The organism is Geminocystis sp., from assembly GCF_041753295.1.
In the GTDB taxonomy this organism is placed as follows: Bacteria; Cyanobacteriota; Cyanobacteriia; order Cyanobacteriales; family Cyanobacteriaceae; genus Geminocystis.
Map to the genome: position 1 here is coordinate 1 of NZ_JBGSUU010000043.1, position 17,910 is coordinate 17,910.

Consider the following 17,910-nt stretch of genomic DNA (forward strand, 5'->3'; position numbering starts at 1 on the left):
ATGTTACTTAACATAAATCTTAATATATACAGTAAGGCTATTCTCAATAAGATTTTGAGGTACTGTCGATTTATATGGTAAGGTCAAAAGGTCGTATTAATTGCCAGATATAGCTTTTGAACTGCTCGTCACCCCTTCAGGTCAAAAACACTTTCAGGAAGAACAACACCCAATCTGCCACCTTCTTTTAAAAGCTGGTAATATCTTTCTATGAATAAATTTTCGGAGTTCTTTTTATCCCCAAAAATAAAAGCATTTTTTACTTCTCTTTGAGTTTGAGTATCTAAATCAACGCTGAAAGGCGGGTTGCTTATAGCAACGTCAAATTTTGCGTTTACTTCTTTTTCGTTGTATAAAGGTTCTGGATTGGCTGTTTCTAAATAGTTAGGCGATGTTTCCTTTACATAAAAACGGAACGGAAGCAAACCGTCTTTTACAAAAATGTTTGTTGAGCCGTCACCGTGCAAAATCATATTGACTTTCGATGCTGTTCCTAAATCAAAATTTATTTCAGAGCCATACAAGTATTCTCTTGCCCATTTGTTCTCTGCATAATCAGGCGTGAAAAGTTCTTCAAAACGCTGTTTTATTTGTCGGCTTGATTTGAGTTTATCCTTTTGCTTGTATTTTATTTCTTTAGTAATGAGCTTCATTGCTTCTACTAAATACGTTCCGCTTCCTGCTGATGGGTCAATAATCAATGGTAATTCACGGTCATTGTTAAGTCTGTCAATGGCTAATTTGTCAAGTTGCAAAGCATAAAGCAAAAAGTTAACTATTGGAGTAGGAGTGAAAAACTGTCCTTTGTTTTGTTTAAAACCGTCTCTTGTGATGCTTTCAAAGAAATCACCGAGAATGTCTTTGCCGTCTAATGAACTACGACCTTCTAAAAAGGAAAAACTTTCTAAAGCCTGAACCGTGTAAATGAGTTTGTTTAATGGGAACTTGTTTTTGTTTACTACATTATCATCATCAATTTTTTGCTGTTCGGAAACATTTAGCTGTTCTTTTAATGCTCTTTTGTAAAGGCTGTTTATTCTGTCATAAGCTTTAGTTGCTCCTTCAATATTGTTGCCGTATTGGTAAATCTGAAAGTCGTATTCTTCTCCGTCTTCTTTTTCATATTCGTCTTGAATTTTGGCAAGAATGATATTTACAAGCGAATAGAAAATTTCACTGTCGTTTGTTCCGCCACCGCCCCAAAGAACATTATGCAGGTTTCTTCCCAAACCTTCAATTTCTTCACGATTGATTTTTGTTCTTAAATCGTGTTTTTCGTGTCCTTTGATTAAAGGTTGTTTCTTCGGTTCTCCGTAACCTGCGGTTATCTCTGTTCCTATTGAAATGAAGCCGTCATTTTCCCAATCAGTGTAGTTTCGATATTTCTCAAAGTCAATGATTATAGCCTTATCTAAAATGCCCTCTTCTTGAAGGTCGGCTGTATAGTAAACCAAATATTTTACTTTGGTTTTAAAGTCTTTTTCTTCTGCTTGTGCCAATGAGAAAAGCTGACCCTCAATTTCTGATTTGTCTTTCTCAAACTTGTCTGGTGCTTTGGCTTCTATGAAAAAGAAAGGATTGCCTTTGTCGTCTTGAACGATTATGTCAATTCTTGGCGTTAGTTTTCCATGTCCTGCTTTTACGGAATATTCTTTTTCAATTTCAATGTTCTCTGGTTTGTAGTCAAGTTCATTTACTAACCGGTCAATAAGAAATGCTCTTACAATTTCTTCGTCACCTGTTAAGGATTTTAAAACCCTATTTTGCTTTATCTTTTCAGAATATTCAATAGTCGATTTGTCAATGTTGATTTTGACAACACTGTTTTTCTGTGTATATAGATTTTCTTCGATTAATTTTGTCCAATCCTTCACTGTTTTTTGAAAGAAAAAAGGTAACTATAATATTAATTATTACACCTTACCATAAATAAAGGTACTTTAACTATGAATAACTTGAGGAAGATCAATCGAGCCGAGCCACTTCGTGATCGAACCCCTTAAAAAATCAACTATAATTGACATGGTTGTAACAAAATAAAACAAAAAAATGCAAACAACTTATCGTTTAAAAGCCAGTGAATTAAATCAAAAAATTCTTGATGGAATTAAAACACTTTATGGAGATCAAGAAATAGAAATTATTATATATGAAGTCGATGAAACTGGTTATTTATGTAAATCAGAAGCGAATAAAAATAGACTTATCCAAGCGATAAATGACGTAAATCAAAGAAAAAATTTAGTTGAGGTTTTATTAGAAGAATTAGAATGAAGAGAAAAATTGTATTTCATTCTTTGGCTTTTGATGACTTTAATCAATGGGCTTCTGATGATAAAAAAATCTACAAAAAAATTATTACTCTTTTAAAAGATATTGATCATTCTCCTTTTAGTGGTTTAGGAAAACCAGAACCATTAAAACATAAAATAAGCGGATATTGGTCAAGAAGAATTACTCAAGAACATAGATTAGTCTATCAAGTAACAGATACAGAAATTATTATCATTGCCTGTAAATATCACTATGAAAATATCTAATTTATAATATTAATCAAGATGAAGTTTGATCGAGCAATACCACTTCAGTGATCGCACCTAAAACAAATCATCTTCAGTTAAATTAGCTTGTTTTAAAATAGCTTTAAGAGTGCCAATTTTCAGATCTTTATTGCTATGAATCGGTATTGATAAAGTTGTTTCTAATCCTTCTTTTTCAAAAATATGATCACTACCTTTAATACGCTTTAAAACCCAGCCATATTTTTGCACTATTTTAGATAATTTATTCCCAGAAACAGACTTCATATAGTAACTTCTGTTAATGTAGCTTGACTCTTAATATTACGCTCTGCGATTACTTCTAAACAACCTTCCACTGCTTCTTTTATATTCGCTATTAATTCATCATAAGTATCTCCTTCCGTAATGCAACCGGGTAATGATGGCACTTCTGTCCAATAACCGCCTTCTTCGGCTTTGTGTATGATAACTTTGATTTTCATGATTAGCTTAATTTGATAATCTATCTTAGATTTTACATTTTATCTGATCAAATGGTAATTTATGATCAAAAACTGTAATGGCGATCGCACTATGCCACTTTGTGTTCGGCGTAAATGAAAAATGGTGGCGAAAAATAAACAAATACAAACAGAAATAAATATGATTAATCAGGAATTTTTGATAACAAAACTCGATGAGATAATCCTAATTCGTGATATTTAATAGCGTGTTTAATTAAATCTTCCGCTTCTTTCTCGCTAACATCTCTTATTTTACGAGCTGGAATACCCATCATTAATGAACGAGTTTCAACATCTTTTGTTACAACACAACCAGCTCCAATAATTGAACCTTCACCCACTGTAACACCATTTAAAATTATCCCTCCAATACCAATTAAACAACCTTTTTTGATATGTGCTGAATGAATAACAGCTCGGTGTCCAACGGTAACATAATCATCTAAAATTGTTAATTTATCGGGATCTCCATGTAATATTGCACCATCTTGAATATTAGTATAAGCACCAATCACGATTTTTTCAACATCCCCTCTAACTACCGCACCATACCAAATACTTGAGCCGATTCCCATCGTGACATCTCCCATCACCGAAGCATTTTCAGCAATAAAAGCTGTGTCTGGAAAATCTGCATTGGTTAATAACTTCATCTTTAATGACCAAAATTTGAGCAAAAAAAAGGACATAAATTATTGTTACGCCCTTTAATATTCTACTTATTACTTATCATTTATGATCACAGAAAATCTTATCTTACTTTTACAGGGCGATCATAATTACGTTTAGGTTTAGCACTACCACCGCCACCAAAGGCTTGTTTCCGTTCATAACTACCACTACCACGACTGCCATATTTGCGTCCAGAAGAAGGCTTACCTTTTCCGCCGATATTCGGTTTCAAAGAAGACTCTGTCGGTACTTCCCAATCTTGTTGTAACCAAGCAGGGCAATTAGCATCATATAAAATTTGTAATGTTGCTGCGGCGATGGCACTAGGCTCATATTCCCCATGTAACTCTTTAATTAAGGGTAAGAAAGAAGCTAATCTTTCACCAGCAAGGGATTCCTTAATTTTTTCTGTGAGTTTTTCCATGCGTTTGGCTTCCACCGTTGAACGATTAGGTATTTGCTCAATTCTGATGGTTTGATTTACACGACGCTCAATTTGACGCAATAAACGGCGATCGCTAGGTTCAACTAAAGCAATAGCTTTCCCTTCTTTTCCTGCTCTTCCTGTACGCCCGATACGGTGAATATAAGTCTCGCTGTTATCAGGTAAATCGAAATTAAAAACGTGGGTTAAGTCTGAGACATCTAAACCACGAGCGGCAATGTCAGTGGCTACCACAACTTTCACTTTGCCTTCACGCCAACGTTGAATTAAACGCTCCCGTTGTTGTTGGCTTAAATCGCCGTGATACTCATCCACACTTTGACCAGCTTCTTGTAACTTAGCTGTTACTTCTGAGGCAGTCCGTTTAGTGCGAACGAAAATAATGGCAGTTTGGGGATCTTCAATTTCCAAAATAGGTTGAATTGCCTTAACTTTTGACCAACCACGAGGGACCATATAAACTACTTGGTCAATACGAGAAGGAGTATCTTGAGGTTTTTCTCCTGTAATACTAACAGGATCTTTCATAAACTCATTAACTAATTGTTTAATTTCTCGAGGCATTGTTGCAGAGAAACAAGTAGTTTGACGAGTAGCTGGAGTGGTAGATAGAATTTCTTTAACGTCATCAATGAAGCCCATGCTTAACATTTCATCAGCTTCATCTAATACCACATATTTTAATTGATCTAACTTTAAGTGTTTGCGGTGTAATAAGTCAATAATACGACCGGGAGTACCCACAACAATATGAGCACCTTTTTCTAAAAAGCGGATTTGACGCTCCATAGATTGTCCACCATAAACGGTTAAAACATAAATACGTTCTTTACCGATTAAATCCTTGAGAGATTCTGCTACCTGTTGAGCTAACTCTCTAGTAGGAGCTAAAATCAATGCTTGAACCTCTTTTGCATTGCGATCAATTCGATCTAAAATAGGAAGAGAATAAGCGGCAGTTTTGCCCGTACCAGTTTGTGATTGTCCCACTACATCACGTCCTAAAATCAATTCAGGAATAGCTAAAGTTTGAATTTTTGTGGGAGTAGTAAAACCTAAAGTTTCTACTTGATTAACGAGAGATTCTGAAAGTCCTAAACTTGCGAAAGAAGTTGTCATCTGTATGATTAAATATGAATTGTTTAACTTAAAATGTCTCGACAGATGAAGGGGAAAACAATCACGAGAAGCAAAACTGGTAACGGTAAGGGGTTGACATTAATGATACACACTTGACTAAACATTCCATCATTTATTGATAGTATTAGTCCTTACTTTCCTATTCTTACTTCTAAAGATACTCTTCCTTTGAGATAGCGATGAGTAAACGGAATCAGTTTTTTTTCAGTTTACTTACAAAGTTTACTAATTTATCTCAATTTCACCATAGAGATCATAGACATCGACTGAGGTAATTTGGGAGAAAATGTAAACACCTTCCCATGAAAAATTGATGCCCTTTAACAAATTGTAACAAACATTGGTAATATTTTACGTTTTTCTGAAAAAATCTTATTCTAAATATTATTGTAGTTAATTAATTATCATAAATAGGCTTTGGTGAAAAGCTATAAGTGACAAGGATAAGTTTTGGGTTTCAGGATTATTATAAGTAAATTATAATGTTGTAAAAAAAAGTTTATTTAACAGCAAATCAAAGAGATTCACGATTATAAGTAATCTAAGTAGTGGGGCATCAATTTTGTTTTGAGGAACAGATTAGTATAATTATCAACTTTAGAGAATTATTTTATCCATCATTTCTAAGTTGATAGACCAGTAGCTCGAAAAAAAATTTACTGGATTTTATTCTATATAGCTAATTATAAATAGTTGATAACTTTTCGATAGACAAAAATCGATTGTTAATTGTCTTGTGATAAGGTATAGATTAAACAAACATAAACTAAAAATTAATTAATATCTATGACTGGGTTTTATCCTGTTTTAGCAATAGCTACGGAAACGGAAACAGCAGATCCTTCTCTGATTTTAGCTGGTGTATTATTAAGTTTGGTAATGATTTACTTTGCCAGTAAACTAGGAGGCGAATTATGTTCTCGTATCGGACTTCCTGCGGTGTTAGGAGAATTAGTCGGTGGTGTTATTATCGGTGTTTCTGCCTTCAAATTCTTAGTTTTTCCTGAAGGTGGTTTAGGTGCGGAAGATTCTCTAATAATTCAACTATTACAAAACACTGCTAACTTAACTCCGAGTACAGAAGAAGCAGTATTTCATAGCATGAGTGAAGTAATTTCCGTACTCTCAGAATTAGGGGTTATTATCTTATTGTTTGAAATCGGCTTAGAATCTGATTTAAAAGAGTTAATTCGAGTTGGCCCTTCCGCCGCTATCGTTGCTGTAGTAGGGGTTGCTGTACCTTTTATCTTGGGTACATTAGGCTTATTATACATTTTCCATCTTCCCTTAGTGCCATCGGTATTTGCAGGGGCTGCTTTAACAGCTACAAGTATAGGTATTACTGCAAAAGTATTAGCTGAGTTAGGAAAATTAAGCTCAGAAGAAGGACAAATCATCATTGGTGCGGCGGTGTTAGATGATATTTTAGGGATTATCGTTTTAGCGGTGGTGGCAAGTTTAGCGAAAACTGGGGAAGTGCAAGTAAGTCAAATAGTTTATTTAATTATTACCGCAGCCACATTTTTAATCGGTACAATTTTACTAGGTCGATTAATTAGCCCTTGGATAGTTAGTATGGTTGATGGAATGAGAACTAGAGGTAGTATCTTAATTACTGGTATTATTTTCGCCTTTATTCTTGCCTACATCGCCAACGTGATTCAATTAGAAGCCATTTTAGGTGCTTTTGCCGCAGGTTTAGTATTAGCAGAAACTGAAAAACGTAAAGAATTAGAAAAACAAATTATTCCTGTTGCGGATATTTTTGTCCCCATTTTCTTCGTTTGTGTGGGTGCAAAAACTGATTTAAGCGTTTTAAACCCTGCCATTCCTACTAATCGTGAAGGTTTAATTATTGCTTCTTTTTTGATCCTAGTCGCCATTATTGGTAAAGTAGTTACTGGTTATACAGTGTGGGGACAACCAACCCTCAATAAACTTGCTATCGGAGTTGGTATGATTCCTAGAGGAGAAGTCGGATTAGTGTTTGCGGGTGTTGGTTCGGCTAGTGGTGCATTAGATCCAGCTACGGATGCAGCTATCATTGTGATGGTAATTGCTACGACTTTTATTGCTCCTCCATTATTAAAATTAGTGTTTAAAGATGAACCAGTAGAGGGGGAAACTGTTATCAATTAAAGTATCTAATAGGAGACAGGAGACAGGAGATAGGAGATAATAAAGAAGAATTAACTTAACCATTAGTCAAATTGATTTATGGTAGTTATTTACTCAAATTTATCCCTAAATTTTCCTTTAATCCTTTTCAAATCTTTATTATTCCCTATTTCCGATTACTTACCTCCGTTGGATGCTTTGAATATCCGATTGAGGTAAGTTTCAGGTTTCAGGTTTAAGATAAAAAAATCAATTAAAACATTTTTTTGTGCATTCTTTAACCTAATTCCTAACACCTGATACCCGATACCTTTACACCACCAAAAATTTTATACTGAACTCAGGTATTACTTATTGTTTGTGATCGCGCATCATTTTCACAAATTGCTCAAATAAATAATCGGCATCATGAGGACCTGGACTGGCTTCAGGGTGATATTGTACAGAAAAGAAGGGTAAAGTTTTATGTTTTAATCCTGCCACTGTGCGATCATTCAAGTTTAAGTGGGTAATTTCTACATCTTCCCCTAAAGATTCTTCTGTCACAGCAAAACCGTGATTTTGACTGGTAATTTCAACTTTTTGTTTTAAACCACAAGGTTGATTTAACCCCCGATGACCAAATTTTAATTTAAAAGTTTGTGCGCCTAAAGATAAACCAAGAATTTGATGGCCCATACAAATGCCGAAAGTTGGTTTTTTTGCTTCTAATAAAGCCGTAGCGGTATTAATTCCTTCTGCTACTACGGAAGGATCTCCAGGTCCATTAGAAAGGAAAATACCGTCGGGATTATATTTGAGGATTTCTTCAGGGGAAGTGTTTGAGGGAACTACAATCACTTTGCAACCATAACTTGCTAAACGGCGTAAAATATTACGTTTAATTCCAAAATCGATGGCTACAACGGTGAATTTTTCGGCTTCTAAATTAGTTCGATGACTAAATTCCCATTGTGCATTGGTGGGTTCTGTCCATTCATAAACTTCTTTTGTACTTATTTCTTTAACAAGATTTAAACCTGCCATAGAAGGCACTGCTTGAAGTTGAATCAATAATTGATCAGGATCTAATATTTCACTAGAAATAGCCCCATTCATCGCTCCTGATGAACGTAAACGGCGTGTTAAGTTGCGAGTGTCGATGCCATAAATTCCGACAACATTATGTTGTTTTAAATAGTCTGGTAATGATTGAGTTGATCGCCAATTACTAGGTTTTTCGGTAATGTTACGGGCGATAACACCTTTGATGTGAGGTTTAAAAGATTCTTCATCTTCGGCATTAACTCCCGTGTTGCCTAATTCTGGATAGGTGAAGGTTACGATTTGTCCGCTATAACTAGGATCTGTCATGACTTCTTGATAACCTGTCATACCAGTATTGAAAACTACTTCACCAAAAGTTGTACCCTTTGCACCAAAAGCATAACCTTCATAGGATGTACCATCAGCTAAGACTAAGATTGCAGGTTGAAAATTTAAAAGAGACATAAGCGATAGAGATAATTTTTATCGTCAAAGACAAAAGTTTTGATTGATTAATTAATTTTAGATCCACATTCAATGGTTAAAACAAATTAATCCATAAGCAACATACCCCAAATTTACTCTTAAGTGTTATTCTTATTTCAACTATTCTTGACAAATAGCACCAACATAAGTCACATTAATAATGGCTAAGTTAGTTTTAGTTTGACTACATTAACGGGTAATTGATATGAGTCCGAGAAAATTGTCTGATGGCGATCGCCAAGAAATCTTAGAACTATATCGCAACACAGAAGAAACAACTTCGACATTAGCGGTTCGTTTTGGTGTAAGTAGTTCAACTATTAGTCGTTTTCTCAAAATCAGTTTATCAGAACTTGAATATGAAGATTTGATACAAGAAAAGCGTTTAGCTCGTACCACGAAAGTGTCTAGTGGCAACGATTCATTAACACAATTAACTTTTATTCCGAAGGAAGAATCACCCTCCTTAGAGATAGTGATAGATACGGAAGAAGATATTATTATTGAGACGGAAAGAATAGAAACCATCAAAGAAGAAAATTTGTCCTCAGACTTAAATATTAATAAACCTATTCTCAAAAATACTAAAAAAATAGAATCGGAATTAGATAATTATGTATTAGAAACTGAAGAAGAATTAGAAATAAGTCCTAATATATTTCAAAAATCTGAATTTTCGGAAAAAATTATTAGTTATACAGAAATAGAAACAGAAACAATCATTGATGATGAAGAATTGGAAGAACAATTAGAACCAGAAAATGATATAGAATCAGTTAATGCCTTAGCTGCTATGTTTGGAGAAGCAATGGAGGAAGATGAAGACGATGACGATGATGACGATGATGACGATGATGAAATACAATTAGTTGTTAAAAAGAATGTCTCTACCGAACAGTTACAAGTTTTACCCTTAGCAAAAGCTATATTTCCCAGAGTTTGTTATCTTGTGATTGATCGTTACTCAGAATTAATTACAAAACCTCTGAGAGAATTTGCTGATTTAGGTAAAATACCAGCACCTGAAACTGGGCAACGTACTTTACCTGTTTTTGATAATCATCGAGTGGCTAAAAGATTTTGCGATGCTAAAAGCACTCACAGCACCCGTAAAGGGAAAGTGATAAAAGTGCCAGACGGTAGAATTTTACAAAAAACCTCATCATTTTTACAGGCTAAAGGTATAAGTCGTATTCTCATAGACGGCAAGATTTATTCTTTAGTTTAATATTATTCTCTCAATAAAATATTTTTGTAATTATTATTAAGGCTAAGATTGATAGCTTGATTTATAACTATTTCTCCTGTCTTCTATCCTCACGTTTTTGTAATACTCCTAATTACGATGATTATTTTCATGATAAATTCTTGCCCCAGCCCATTGTAATTTTTCTCTTAGGGTTTTATAAAATGAATGGGATTCTCTCAAAATGATGAATTTTGCCTGACATTCTGCCATTTTTACTGCTACCCATTGCCCAGGCCAAATTGAAGTGGCTAAAACTCCATCCATCCATAATTTATTATTCAACTCGAAATCTCCCAATGTCCAAATACTGACAACTGAGCGAGGAGGTAACAATAAAGGGCGACTAGATAAACTTAAAGGGCATATAGGAGTAACAGCGATGGCACTCATACCGGGGTGTATAATAGGACCATTAGCTGAAGCGGTGTAACAAGTTGAGCCTGTTGGGGTAGAGACAATTAAACCATCTCCGTGATACTGATCAACTACTTCCCCATCTACTTCCATTTCAAGGATAGATGTGGGCATTCTATCTAAACAAGCAGGTTTTACACACATCTCATTTAAGCAGAAAAAGCGATCGCTTACAGGTTCAATCTCTTTTTTGTTTCTTTCCCAAATTTGAGCCTCTAACATCATTCGTCTTTCTACGGCATATAAATCATTTTCGAGACGATACCAAAGGTTTTCTGTATTTTGAAATAAGGAAAAAGGCTCAGTTAAAAAGCCTAAATGTCCCCCTACATTAACCGCTAAAATAGGAATTCCTTCGGGGGATAAATGACGAGCAGCCGCTAAAATAGTACCATCACCGCCTAAAACAATGCCTAAATCAATTTTTTGTGTCGCCGAAGCCAAAAACACAGGATAAGGATTATCTTTTACCCCACTAGGTCCTAATAATACCTGACATTGACGAGCTTCTAATTCTTTAGCACATCTTTCCGCCCATGCTTTACTATCTCTATCCCCTGCTTTATAGGCAATAATTACTTGTTTAAGCTGCACGATTTTTATACTTTAGTTTTTTTTATTTTATCCAAATTTGACGGTTTATTTTTTAAGGATAAATTAATTAATGATGAATTATAAATTAACACATTTAGATATGGTTTTATCAGATTTTTGATAACTTTTAATGATGGCTTCAGTGACAATATTATGTTGCTTAACTTGCGCATCTTTGTGATGATTTATAATTTTGTTAACTATGACGGAAGTTAGGCAATAATATTTTCTTGATAAAAGTTTTGCTCTAAAGAATTATGTTGATATTTAGCTATATACTGTTTTAGTACTTCAAACCGAGACTTATTTAGACGGTAATAAATCCAACGTCCATCCTGTCTAGTGTTAACAAAACCAGAATCTCTAAGGATTTTAAGATGAAAAGATAATTTTGGTTGTTTTAAATTTAACACTTTACAAAGATCACCCACACAAATTTCTTGATTACCTATGCTTTCTAAAATATTAAGCCGAATAGGATCAGATAGAGCATGAAAAAAAAACGGTAAAAATTCTAAATTATTTAAAATTTGATTGTCCATATAGTTAGAAACTATTTCATTAAGATCTTAAATCACATCTTACCCAGATTTGCAAAATTATTTACCTATATTTACTTAAAGATTTGATAAAGTTTATGTTATTTTGTCGTATTATTACTGATAACTAACTAAGTGTTTTCTCTGAGAAATGATTAAGATAGAAAAATAACTCAATTTTAAATTTGGATAATTTCTTAATGAAGTATAAATTTTTTCTTGATTAGTAGTTGCTTTTTCCACTAAATAAGCATAGTTAAATAAATCTCTTTTTGCCAAAATATCCCATACTTGGGCATAAACTGAAGCAACTTTCATTAATACCACTATTTCTGCCCAATCTAAGGCAAATTCTAACTCTTGAAGGGAATAAAGTGCGGGTAAAATAACTAATTTTTCTTCCTGCATTGTCAAGGGTAAACCGAAAGCTGAAGCTGCCGCCATCGGTGAAGAAATCCCCGCAATACGCTCGATTTTGACTTCAGGATGTAATTTTTGTAAAGTTAAAGCTAAATAAGTAAAAGTACTATAAAAACTAATATCACCTTCACAAGCAAAAGCTACATTTTCGCCTTTTTTTAAATATTGCCAAACTTCTAAACTGACTTTTTCCCATGCCACACAAAGGGTTTCTTGAGACAAAGTATAAGGAAAAGATAAAGACAATTTTTGTTGATGGGGTTGTAAATATTCTTGAATAATTGTTTCTGCTACACCTTTTTGATTATGAATACCTTTAGGAAAAGCAATAATTTTCGTATTTTGTAATATTTTTAATGCTTTTATGGTGATTAATTCAGGATCACCAGTACCAACACTAACACCATAAAGAGTACCGATTTTATTATTATTCCTTAAATCAGACACCATAATTAAACTTCCAAAAAGTAAGATAAATTGATTTTATTTCCATAAAATTAGGTAGGATTTGAATAATTAAAATTAACTACTCATTACCTCCTACCTTTAGGAAATCGTCACACTGTAAATAAATTCTGAAAACAGAAATTAAATGTTTAGTTTTATTTACTTATATAGTTCAGTAGCTAAACGAAAAGCTAAAATACCTGGAATAAGAGCAATAATTAAAGCTACAAAAACTTGAGTCTCGGAAATAGACATAATTTAAAAACTCCTGACAATAAATTGATACAATTAGGTTTAAATTACTATTTAATTTGCCTTAAGATGGTAACTTTTGCATGATTTCGTAATAAATTGCAACAGAAAATCAAATAGGTAAGATTCTATGACATTTTTTACATGGCTATCATCAGCAAAAAAAGTGAGTCAGAAAATGAATGTTTCTCGACAAACTATCATCAAAAAAATTCAAGCTAACCCTTATTATCGTTTTCAATCGGATATAGAAATAAAAATTGCCGCCGAATTAGGGATAAAAATTGATGCTAATTTAGCTTCAGTGGATGATTGGTTAAGATTACCCGGAATATCTATCACTCAAGCGAGAAATTTAGTGGAAATAACTAACTCAGGCATACATTTTTTATGCTTAGAAGATTTAGCTTCAGCTTTAGGAGTTTCGGTGTTAAAAATTCAGTCTTGGCAACCAATTGTTTATTTTGCTTACTATGCTTCTGATAGTTTTTATTTTCCTGCTAAAATTAACCCCAATAACGCTAGTTTAAATCAATTAATAACTATTCCTAATTTGAATTTAGATACCGCAAAAAAAATGATTACTGAAAGAGAAAATAATGGTAATTATCGCCATATAGCTGATTTACAAAAAAGGCTAAATTTAACCCCTGATTTTGCCTATCATTTAATGTCATATTTTCAATTTTAATTATCTTACTGCTTCTAAAATACGAGAATAATAAAAACTTGTACTTGTCATACCTGTGCGTTTAATTTTAAAACCGTTACTGGTAAGAATATTAATAATATCTTCTTCTCTATGTTGGTAAGCACGAGTAGTTTTGCTAGGTCCTGGAAAAAACTCACCAACACGCTTTAAAATAGTTAAAAGAAAAGTTTTCGGCGCAAAACTAAGAATTAAACGAGATTTAGCTAAAGATGATAAATGTTTAATCATGTCTGCGGCTTCCTCCTTGGGATAATGAATTAAGACATCTAAACAGATAACGGTGTCATACTCACCCCTAATGGATTCTAAATCTTGCACTCCTAACCTAATATTACGGGGATTCGTCATTACTTGTTTTATCCTCTGTGCAGCTTCTCCCACCATTTTAGAAGATATATCACTAGCATAAACTGTTGCTCCTTCTTGGGCTAGAGGTATCGTTAAACTACCAACACCGCAACCAGCATCACAAATAGATAATTCGGATAAATTTTCGTCGTTTTTTAACCAACCCACGACGGTATCAATAGTTTGTTGATGTCCTGTTCTTATGTCCAATTGTACTTTATTTACTTCTCCATCGCCGTAAATATTGCGCCAGCGATCAAAGCCAGTAGCATTAAAGTAATTTTTGACAATAGTTTTGTCATCTTGAGATTGTTGTAATGTATTAACCATTTTTGATATGTCTGAAGATTAGATTATGAAAATACAGTTACTAATTTATCATTGTTTTGGGTTTCAGGTTTTAGATTTACTTTTAAGGACATTTTCAGGTAAACTTCAGAAAAGTTGAGTTATTACGATAAATATCTTGAAATTACCATCTAAATCTAATTATTTACTACCATATCTTCGTCGAGAAGGCAAAACTATCTCTTTAGCATTTAGTTGTACTATTGGTTTTACTATCTTTTGGCCTATCCTAGCATGGTTAGCAGGGCGTATGGCTGAATATGTAGGAAAAGGCGATATAAACTCTATTATCTATTTTGCTGGTATTGCTGCTATTGTATTTCTTCTTAGAGGTGTTGTGCAATATGGGCAAGATACTTTAATGGCAAAAGCCGCCTTACAAATTTCCCTCGATTTACGCAAGTTAGTGTATAGTCATTTACAGTCATTAAGTTTAAACTATTTTCAACTAGCAAAAACAGGAGATTTAGCTTATAGATTAACGGAAGATATAGATAGAATTGGAGAAGTTATTAATAAAATTTTTCAGCAATTTATACCTAGTATTCTTCAATTAATTGTGGTTTTAGGATATATGGTTTATATTAATTGGCGGTTAACTATTGCTACTTTTATTGTTGCTCCAATTATGGCAGTTTTAATTACTTTATTTGGTGCTCAACTATTAGAATTGACGAGAAAGAGCCAAAATCGGGTTTCTAATTTATCTGCTTTAGTTACAGAGGTTTTTTCTGGTATTAGATTAGTTCAAGCATTTACAGCAGAAGAATATGAAATTAATCGTTTTGCTTTAGAAGCTGAAAATAATCGCAAAAGTAAATTATCAGCAGAGAAAATTAAAGCACTTCAATTTGTAGTTGTCGGTTTCTTAGAAGCCATGAGTGTCATTTTTCTCTTCTTTTTAGGTGCATGGCAAATTTCCGAACAAAACATGACAGGTACAGATTTTGTTAGTTATATCGCCGCCGTTGCTTTACTAATTGATCCTATTTCTGTTACTACTAATAATTATAATGAATTTAAACAAGGACAAGCCTCTATTGAGCGAATTTATGAGTTGTTAGAAATCCAACCTTTAATTATTGAAAAATCTGATGCTATTGAGTTATCAAATATTAATGGATTGGTGGAATATCGTAACGTAAGTTTTGCTTATAATGCTGATCAACCTGTTTTAACAAATATTAATTTAACTGCAAGACAAAGTGAAGTAATTGCCTTAGTCGGTACTTCTGGAGCAGGAAAAAGTACCATAATTAATTTATTACCTCGTTTTTATGATGTTATATCAGGGGAAATTTTAATCGATAATATTAACATTAAAGATGTCACCATAAAAAGCCTAAGACAACAAATTGGTATTGTACCTCAAGACACTAATTTATTCTCAGGTACTATCGCTGAAAACATCGCTTTTGGTGTCACTAATTTTGATATTCAAGACGTAGAAAAAGCCGCAAAAATTGCCAATGCTCATCAATTTATTTCTACTTTGACTCAAGGATATTATACTTATGTCGGAGAAAGGGGAATTAGTCTTTCTGGAGGGCAAAGACAACGAATTGCCATCGCACGGGCTATATTTTTAAATCCGAAAATTTTAATCTTAGATGAAGCCACATCTTCCCTAGACTCAGAATCAGAAACCCTTGTACAAGAAGCCTTAGAAAGAATTATGGAACAACGTACTGTTTTTGTAATTGCCCATCGTTTAGCTACAGTGAGAAAAGCTAGTAAAATTTTGGTATTAGAACAAGGTATAATTGTAGAATCTGGTAATCATGAACAATTATTAGAACAAGAAGGTAGATATGCTCGTTTTCATGCCCAACAATTTTTAAATCGTTAGTAATTAGGTGATTTTCAGATTAACAATCATCAATAAAGTCCACAATTTTGAGTCAAAAGCCAAATATTAGTCAAACTATTTCTTCAATACGTTTTTTGATCTTTAACATTCTGATAATTATTTTTCTAACTTTTACTTGAGCAAAAAAAAATACAGTAAACCCTATTAGATTAATGATTTACTGTATTTTACTCACAAAATATTATATTTTAATTAAATAATAAATTATCAATGATTTTTTACATTTGAGATTGTAAATAGTTGGATAAACCAATTTTCTTGATTAATCCTAATTGTTTCTCTAACCAGTAAGCATGATCTTCTTCAGTGTCTTGTAACATTATATGTAATAATTCTCTTGTTTGATAATCTTGTTCTTGTTCGCAAATAGCGATCGCCTCTTTTAAATCACCAATAACCTTATATTCCACATCAAGATCATTTTGCAACATTTCTGGTACACTAGAGCCCACTTTTAAGGCTTCTTGTTCAGATAAATCAGGGATAGTTTCTAAAAATAATAAGCGTTTAATCAACATATCTGCGTGTTGGGTTTCATCTTGCATTTCATGAACAATACGAACATAAAGTTTTGTTAATCCCCAATCATCATACATCCGAGAATGAATAAAATATTGATCTCTAGCAGCTAATTCACCCCGTAACAATTTTTGTAGCTGCTTAGTAACTTTTTTGTTCCCTTTCATCAAATTTCTCCTAAAATAAAATTAAATCATTGATTGTAAATAGTTTTCTAAACCAGAATTAGCGATTAACCAATGTTGAGACTCTAACCAATCAATTTCTTCCTCTGTTTCTTCTAATAGATTTGTCAATAAATCTCGACTAACATAATCTTGTAAAGATTCAGAGAGATTAATACAATGGCGAAGAGTATCTGCGATTTCCGTAGTAATGGTTAAATCATTAAAAATTATTTCTGATACGTTTTCACCAATGAGTAATTTACCTAAACTTTGTAAATTAGGTAAACCTTCAAGAAAAAATATCCGCTCAATAATTTTATCTGCTTGTTTCATCAATTTGATGGAGTAACGATATTCATACTCATTTAGCTTATTTAATCCCCAACTTTTACACATTCTAGCGTGGAGAAAAAATTGATTAATTGCTGTTAATTTTTTTTCTAATACATTATTAAGCTGAAGTTTAACTTCTGAATTTCCTTCCATCGTAATATCACTTAATTATTTGATTATTTAATCTATGCTAATTATAGCTTAATTGTGCAATAATGATAAATATTAGCAATAATATTAAGATTAATTTTAATTAGTTGAATCTATTATGTACGTTTGTATTTGTAATGGGATAACAGAAAAAGATATTTATAAAGCCGTACAACGAGGAATTTCATCTTTGGAAAAACTGTCGGAGGTTACGGAAATTTCTAATCATTGTGGATGCTGTACTGATTTTGCCTGTAAGGTTTTACAAGAAGCTATGGCAAGTAATTCTTGTAAAAAGTGAAAAGATGATAAAAAGTGATGAAAATAAATTAATTACTGTTCTTAATTTTTGCTATTATTTATCAATAAAATAAGGACTAAAAAAATATCATTTAAAGCACTCTTTTGTACAAGAATTTAGTATAAACATCCTGATAGACAGAAAGGACTTAAAAGATACAACTTGATATTATTTAGTTACAAAAAAAGCAAAATAAAAAAGCCCTAGAGTAACCTAGAGCTTTTTTATTTTATTATGGAATGAAGATTAAAGCTGGCATGGAACTATTGTCCCTTTGGGCTACCCCAAAAGTATCGTCGCCGCTAATACGTTTCACCCACGAGTTCGAGATGGAT

At 33.0% G+C, this 17,910-nt stretch carries 20 protein-coding genes; 7 read left to right on the forward strand and 13 right to left on the reverse strand.

Annotated elements, in window-relative coordinates; all coding sequences use genetic code 11:
* Positions 1-128 precede the first annotated feature (128 nt).
* Positions 129-1,874 carry a restriction endonuclease subunit M gene (locus ACEW8E_RS04240; protein ID WP_373479097.1) on the reverse strand — a complete coding sequence of 582 codons (1,746 nt, stop codon included), beginning with the start codon at positions 1,872-1,874 and terminating at the stop codon, positions 129-131.
* A 175-nt stretch (positions 1,875-2,049) separates the two neighbouring features.
* Here ACEW8E_RS04240 and ACEW8E_RS04245 point away from each other — a divergent pair, with 175 nt between their 5' ends.
* Both ACEW8E_RS04245 and ACEW8E_RS04250 read left to right on the forward strand, forming a co-directional pair.
* Positions 2,050-2,274, forward strand: a complete 225-nt coding sequence (locus tag ACEW8E_RS04245; RefSeq protein WP_373479098.1) for a hypothetical protein — start codon at positions 2,050-2,052, stop codon at positions 2,272-2,274.
* Positions 2,271-2,540, forward strand: coding sequence for a Txe/YoeB family addiction module toxin (locus ACEW8E_RS04250; protein WP_373479099.1), 270 nt, complete (start codon positions 2,271-2,273; stop codon positions 2,538-2,540). The genes ACEW8E_RS04245 and ACEW8E_RS04250 overlap by 4 nt, the downstream gene beginning before the upstream one ends.
* 57 nt (positions 2,541-2,597) lie before the next feature.
* Here the strand turns inward: ACEW8E_RS04250 and ACEW8E_RS04255 are convergent, their stop codons facing one another.
* From ACEW8E_RS04255 to ACEW8E_RS04270, 4 genes are all read right to left on the reverse strand, one after another.
* On the reverse strand, positions 2,598-2,807 hold the full coding sequence (locus tag ACEW8E_RS04255) for a type II toxin-antitoxin system HicA family toxin (RefSeq protein WP_373479100.1): 210 nt from the start codon (positions 2,805-2,807) through the stop codon (positions 2,598-2,600).
* Positions 2,804-3,004 carry a type II toxin-antitoxin system HicB family antitoxin gene (locus tag ACEW8E_RS04260; RefSeq protein WP_373479101.1) on the reverse strand — a complete coding sequence of 67 codons (201 nt, stop codon included), beginning with the start codon at positions 3,002-3,004 and terminating at the stop codon, positions 2,804-2,806. Before ACEW8E_RS04260 ends, ACEW8E_RS04255 begins: the two co-directional genes overlap by 4 nt.
* Positions 3,005-3,168: 164 nt before the next feature.
* Positions 3,169-3,678: a gamma carbonic anhydrase family protein gene (locus ACEW8E_RS04265; protein ID WP_373479102.1), complete on the reverse strand. Its 510-nt coding sequence runs from the start codon at positions 3,676-3,678 to the stop codon at positions 3,169-3,171.
* 98 nt (positions 3,679-3,776) lie between these two features.
* Entirely contained in the window at positions 3,777-5,261 is a 1,485-nt protein-coding gene (locus ACEW8E_RS04270) for a DEAD/DEAH box helicase (RefSeq protein WP_373479103.1), read from the reverse strand.
* An 807-nt stretch (positions 5,262-6,068) separates the two neighbouring features.
* Between ACEW8E_RS04270 and ACEW8E_RS04275 the strand changes: the two genes are divergently transcribed.
* On the forward strand, positions 6,069-7,421 hold the full coding sequence (locus ACEW8E_RS04275) for a cation:proton antiporter (RefSeq protein ID WP_373479104.1): 1,353 nt from the start codon (positions 6,069-6,071) through the stop codon (positions 7,419-7,421).
* Between the two features lie 330 nt (positions 7,422-7,751).
* Here ACEW8E_RS04275 and carA read toward each other — a convergent pair whose 3' ends face one another.
* Positions 7,752-8,891: a glutamine-hydrolyzing carbamoyl-phosphate synthase small subunit gene (carA, locus tag ACEW8E_RS04280; protein WP_373479105.1), complete on the reverse strand. Its 1,140-nt coding sequence runs from the start codon at positions 8,889-8,891 to the stop codon at positions 7,752-7,754.
* Between the two features lie 226 nt (positions 8,892-9,117).
* Here carA and ACEW8E_RS04285 point away from each other — a divergent pair, with 226 nt between their 5' ends.
* Positions 9,118-10,140: a transposase gene (locus ACEW8E_RS04285; protein ID WP_373479106.1), complete on the forward strand. Its 1,023-nt coding sequence runs from the start codon at positions 9,118-9,120 to the stop codon at positions 10,138-10,140.
* Between the two features lie 108 nt (positions 10,141-10,248).
* On the opposite strand, the gene ACEW8E_RS04290 is transcribed toward ACEW8E_RS04285, so the two are convergent.
* From ACEW8E_RS04290 to psaM, 4 genes are all read right to left on the reverse strand, one after another.
* On the reverse strand, positions 10,249-11,169 hold the full coding sequence (locus tag ACEW8E_RS04290; protein ID WP_373479107.1) for an NAD(+) kinase: 921 nt from the start codon (positions 11,167-11,169) through the stop codon (positions 10,249-10,251).
* Between the two features lie 212 nt (positions 11,170-11,381).
* Positions 11,382-11,711: an ArsR/SmtB family transcription factor gene (locus ACEW8E_RS04295; protein ID WP_373479108.1), complete on the reverse strand. Its 330-nt coding sequence runs from the start codon at positions 11,709-11,711 to the stop codon at positions 11,382-11,384.
* A 114-nt stretch (positions 11,712-11,825) separates the two neighbouring features.
* Positions 11,826-12,578, reverse strand: coding sequence for a precorrin-2 C(20)-methyltransferase (locus ACEW8E_RS04300; protein ID WP_373479109.1), 753 nt, complete (start codon positions 12,576-12,578; stop codon positions 11,826-11,828).
* A gap of 156 nt (positions 12,579-12,734) precedes the next feature.
* Positions 12,735-12,830, reverse strand: a complete 96-nt coding sequence (gene psaM / locus ACEW8E_RS04305) for a photosystem I reaction center subunit XII (RefSeq protein ID WP_066346475.1) — start codon at positions 12,828-12,830, stop codon at positions 12,735-12,737.
* A gap of 127 nt (positions 12,831-12,957) precedes the next feature.
* Here psaM and ACEW8E_RS04310 point away from each other — a divergent pair, with 127 nt between their 5' ends.
* Complete coding sequence (locus ACEW8E_RS04310) at positions 12,958-13,518, forward strand: helix-hairpin-helix domain-containing protein (RefSeq protein ID WP_373479110.1); 561 nt, start codon at positions 12,958-12,960, stop codon at positions 13,516-13,518.
* Here the strand turns inward: ACEW8E_RS04310 and bchM are convergent, their stop codons facing one another.
* Positions 13,519-14,217: a magnesium protoporphyrin IX methyltransferase gene (bchM, locus tag ACEW8E_RS04315; RefSeq protein WP_373479111.1), complete on the reverse strand. Its 699-nt coding sequence runs from the start codon at positions 14,215-14,217 to the stop codon at positions 13,519-13,521.
* 136 nt (positions 14,218-14,353) lie between these two features.
* Between bchM and ACEW8E_RS04320 the strand changes: the two genes are divergently transcribed.
* Entirely contained in the window at positions 14,354-16,084 is a 1,731-nt protein-coding gene (locus ACEW8E_RS04320) for an ABC transporter ATP-binding protein (protein ID WP_373479112.1), read from the forward strand.
* 239 nt (positions 16,085-16,323) lie between these two features.
* On the opposite strand, the gene bfr (ACEW8E_RS04325) is transcribed toward ACEW8E_RS04320, so the two are convergent.
* Both bfr (ACEW8E_RS04325) and bfr (ACEW8E_RS04330) read right to left on the reverse strand, forming a co-directional pair.
* Complete coding sequence (bfr, locus tag ACEW8E_RS04325) at positions 16,324-16,791, reverse strand: bacterioferritin (protein WP_373479113.1); 468 nt, start codon at positions 16,789-16,791, stop codon at positions 16,324-16,326.
* Positions 16,792-16,812: 21 nt separating this feature from the next.
* Positions 16,813-17,277, reverse strand: coding sequence for a bacterioferritin (bfr, locus tag ACEW8E_RS04330; RefSeq protein ID WP_373479114.1), 465 nt, complete (start codon positions 17,275-17,277; stop codon positions 16,813-16,815).
* Positions 17,278-17,392: 115 nt separating this feature from the next.
* Between bfr (ACEW8E_RS04330) and ACEW8E_RS04335 the strand changes: the two genes are divergently transcribed.
* The gene (locus ACEW8E_RS04335; protein ID WP_373479115.1) at positions 17,393-17,575 is read left to right on the forward strand and encodes a (2Fe-2S)-binding protein; all 183 of its coding nucleotides are present in this window, start codon (positions 17,393-17,395) and stop codon (positions 17,573-17,575) included.
* Positions 17,576-17,910 lie beyond the last annotated feature (335 nt).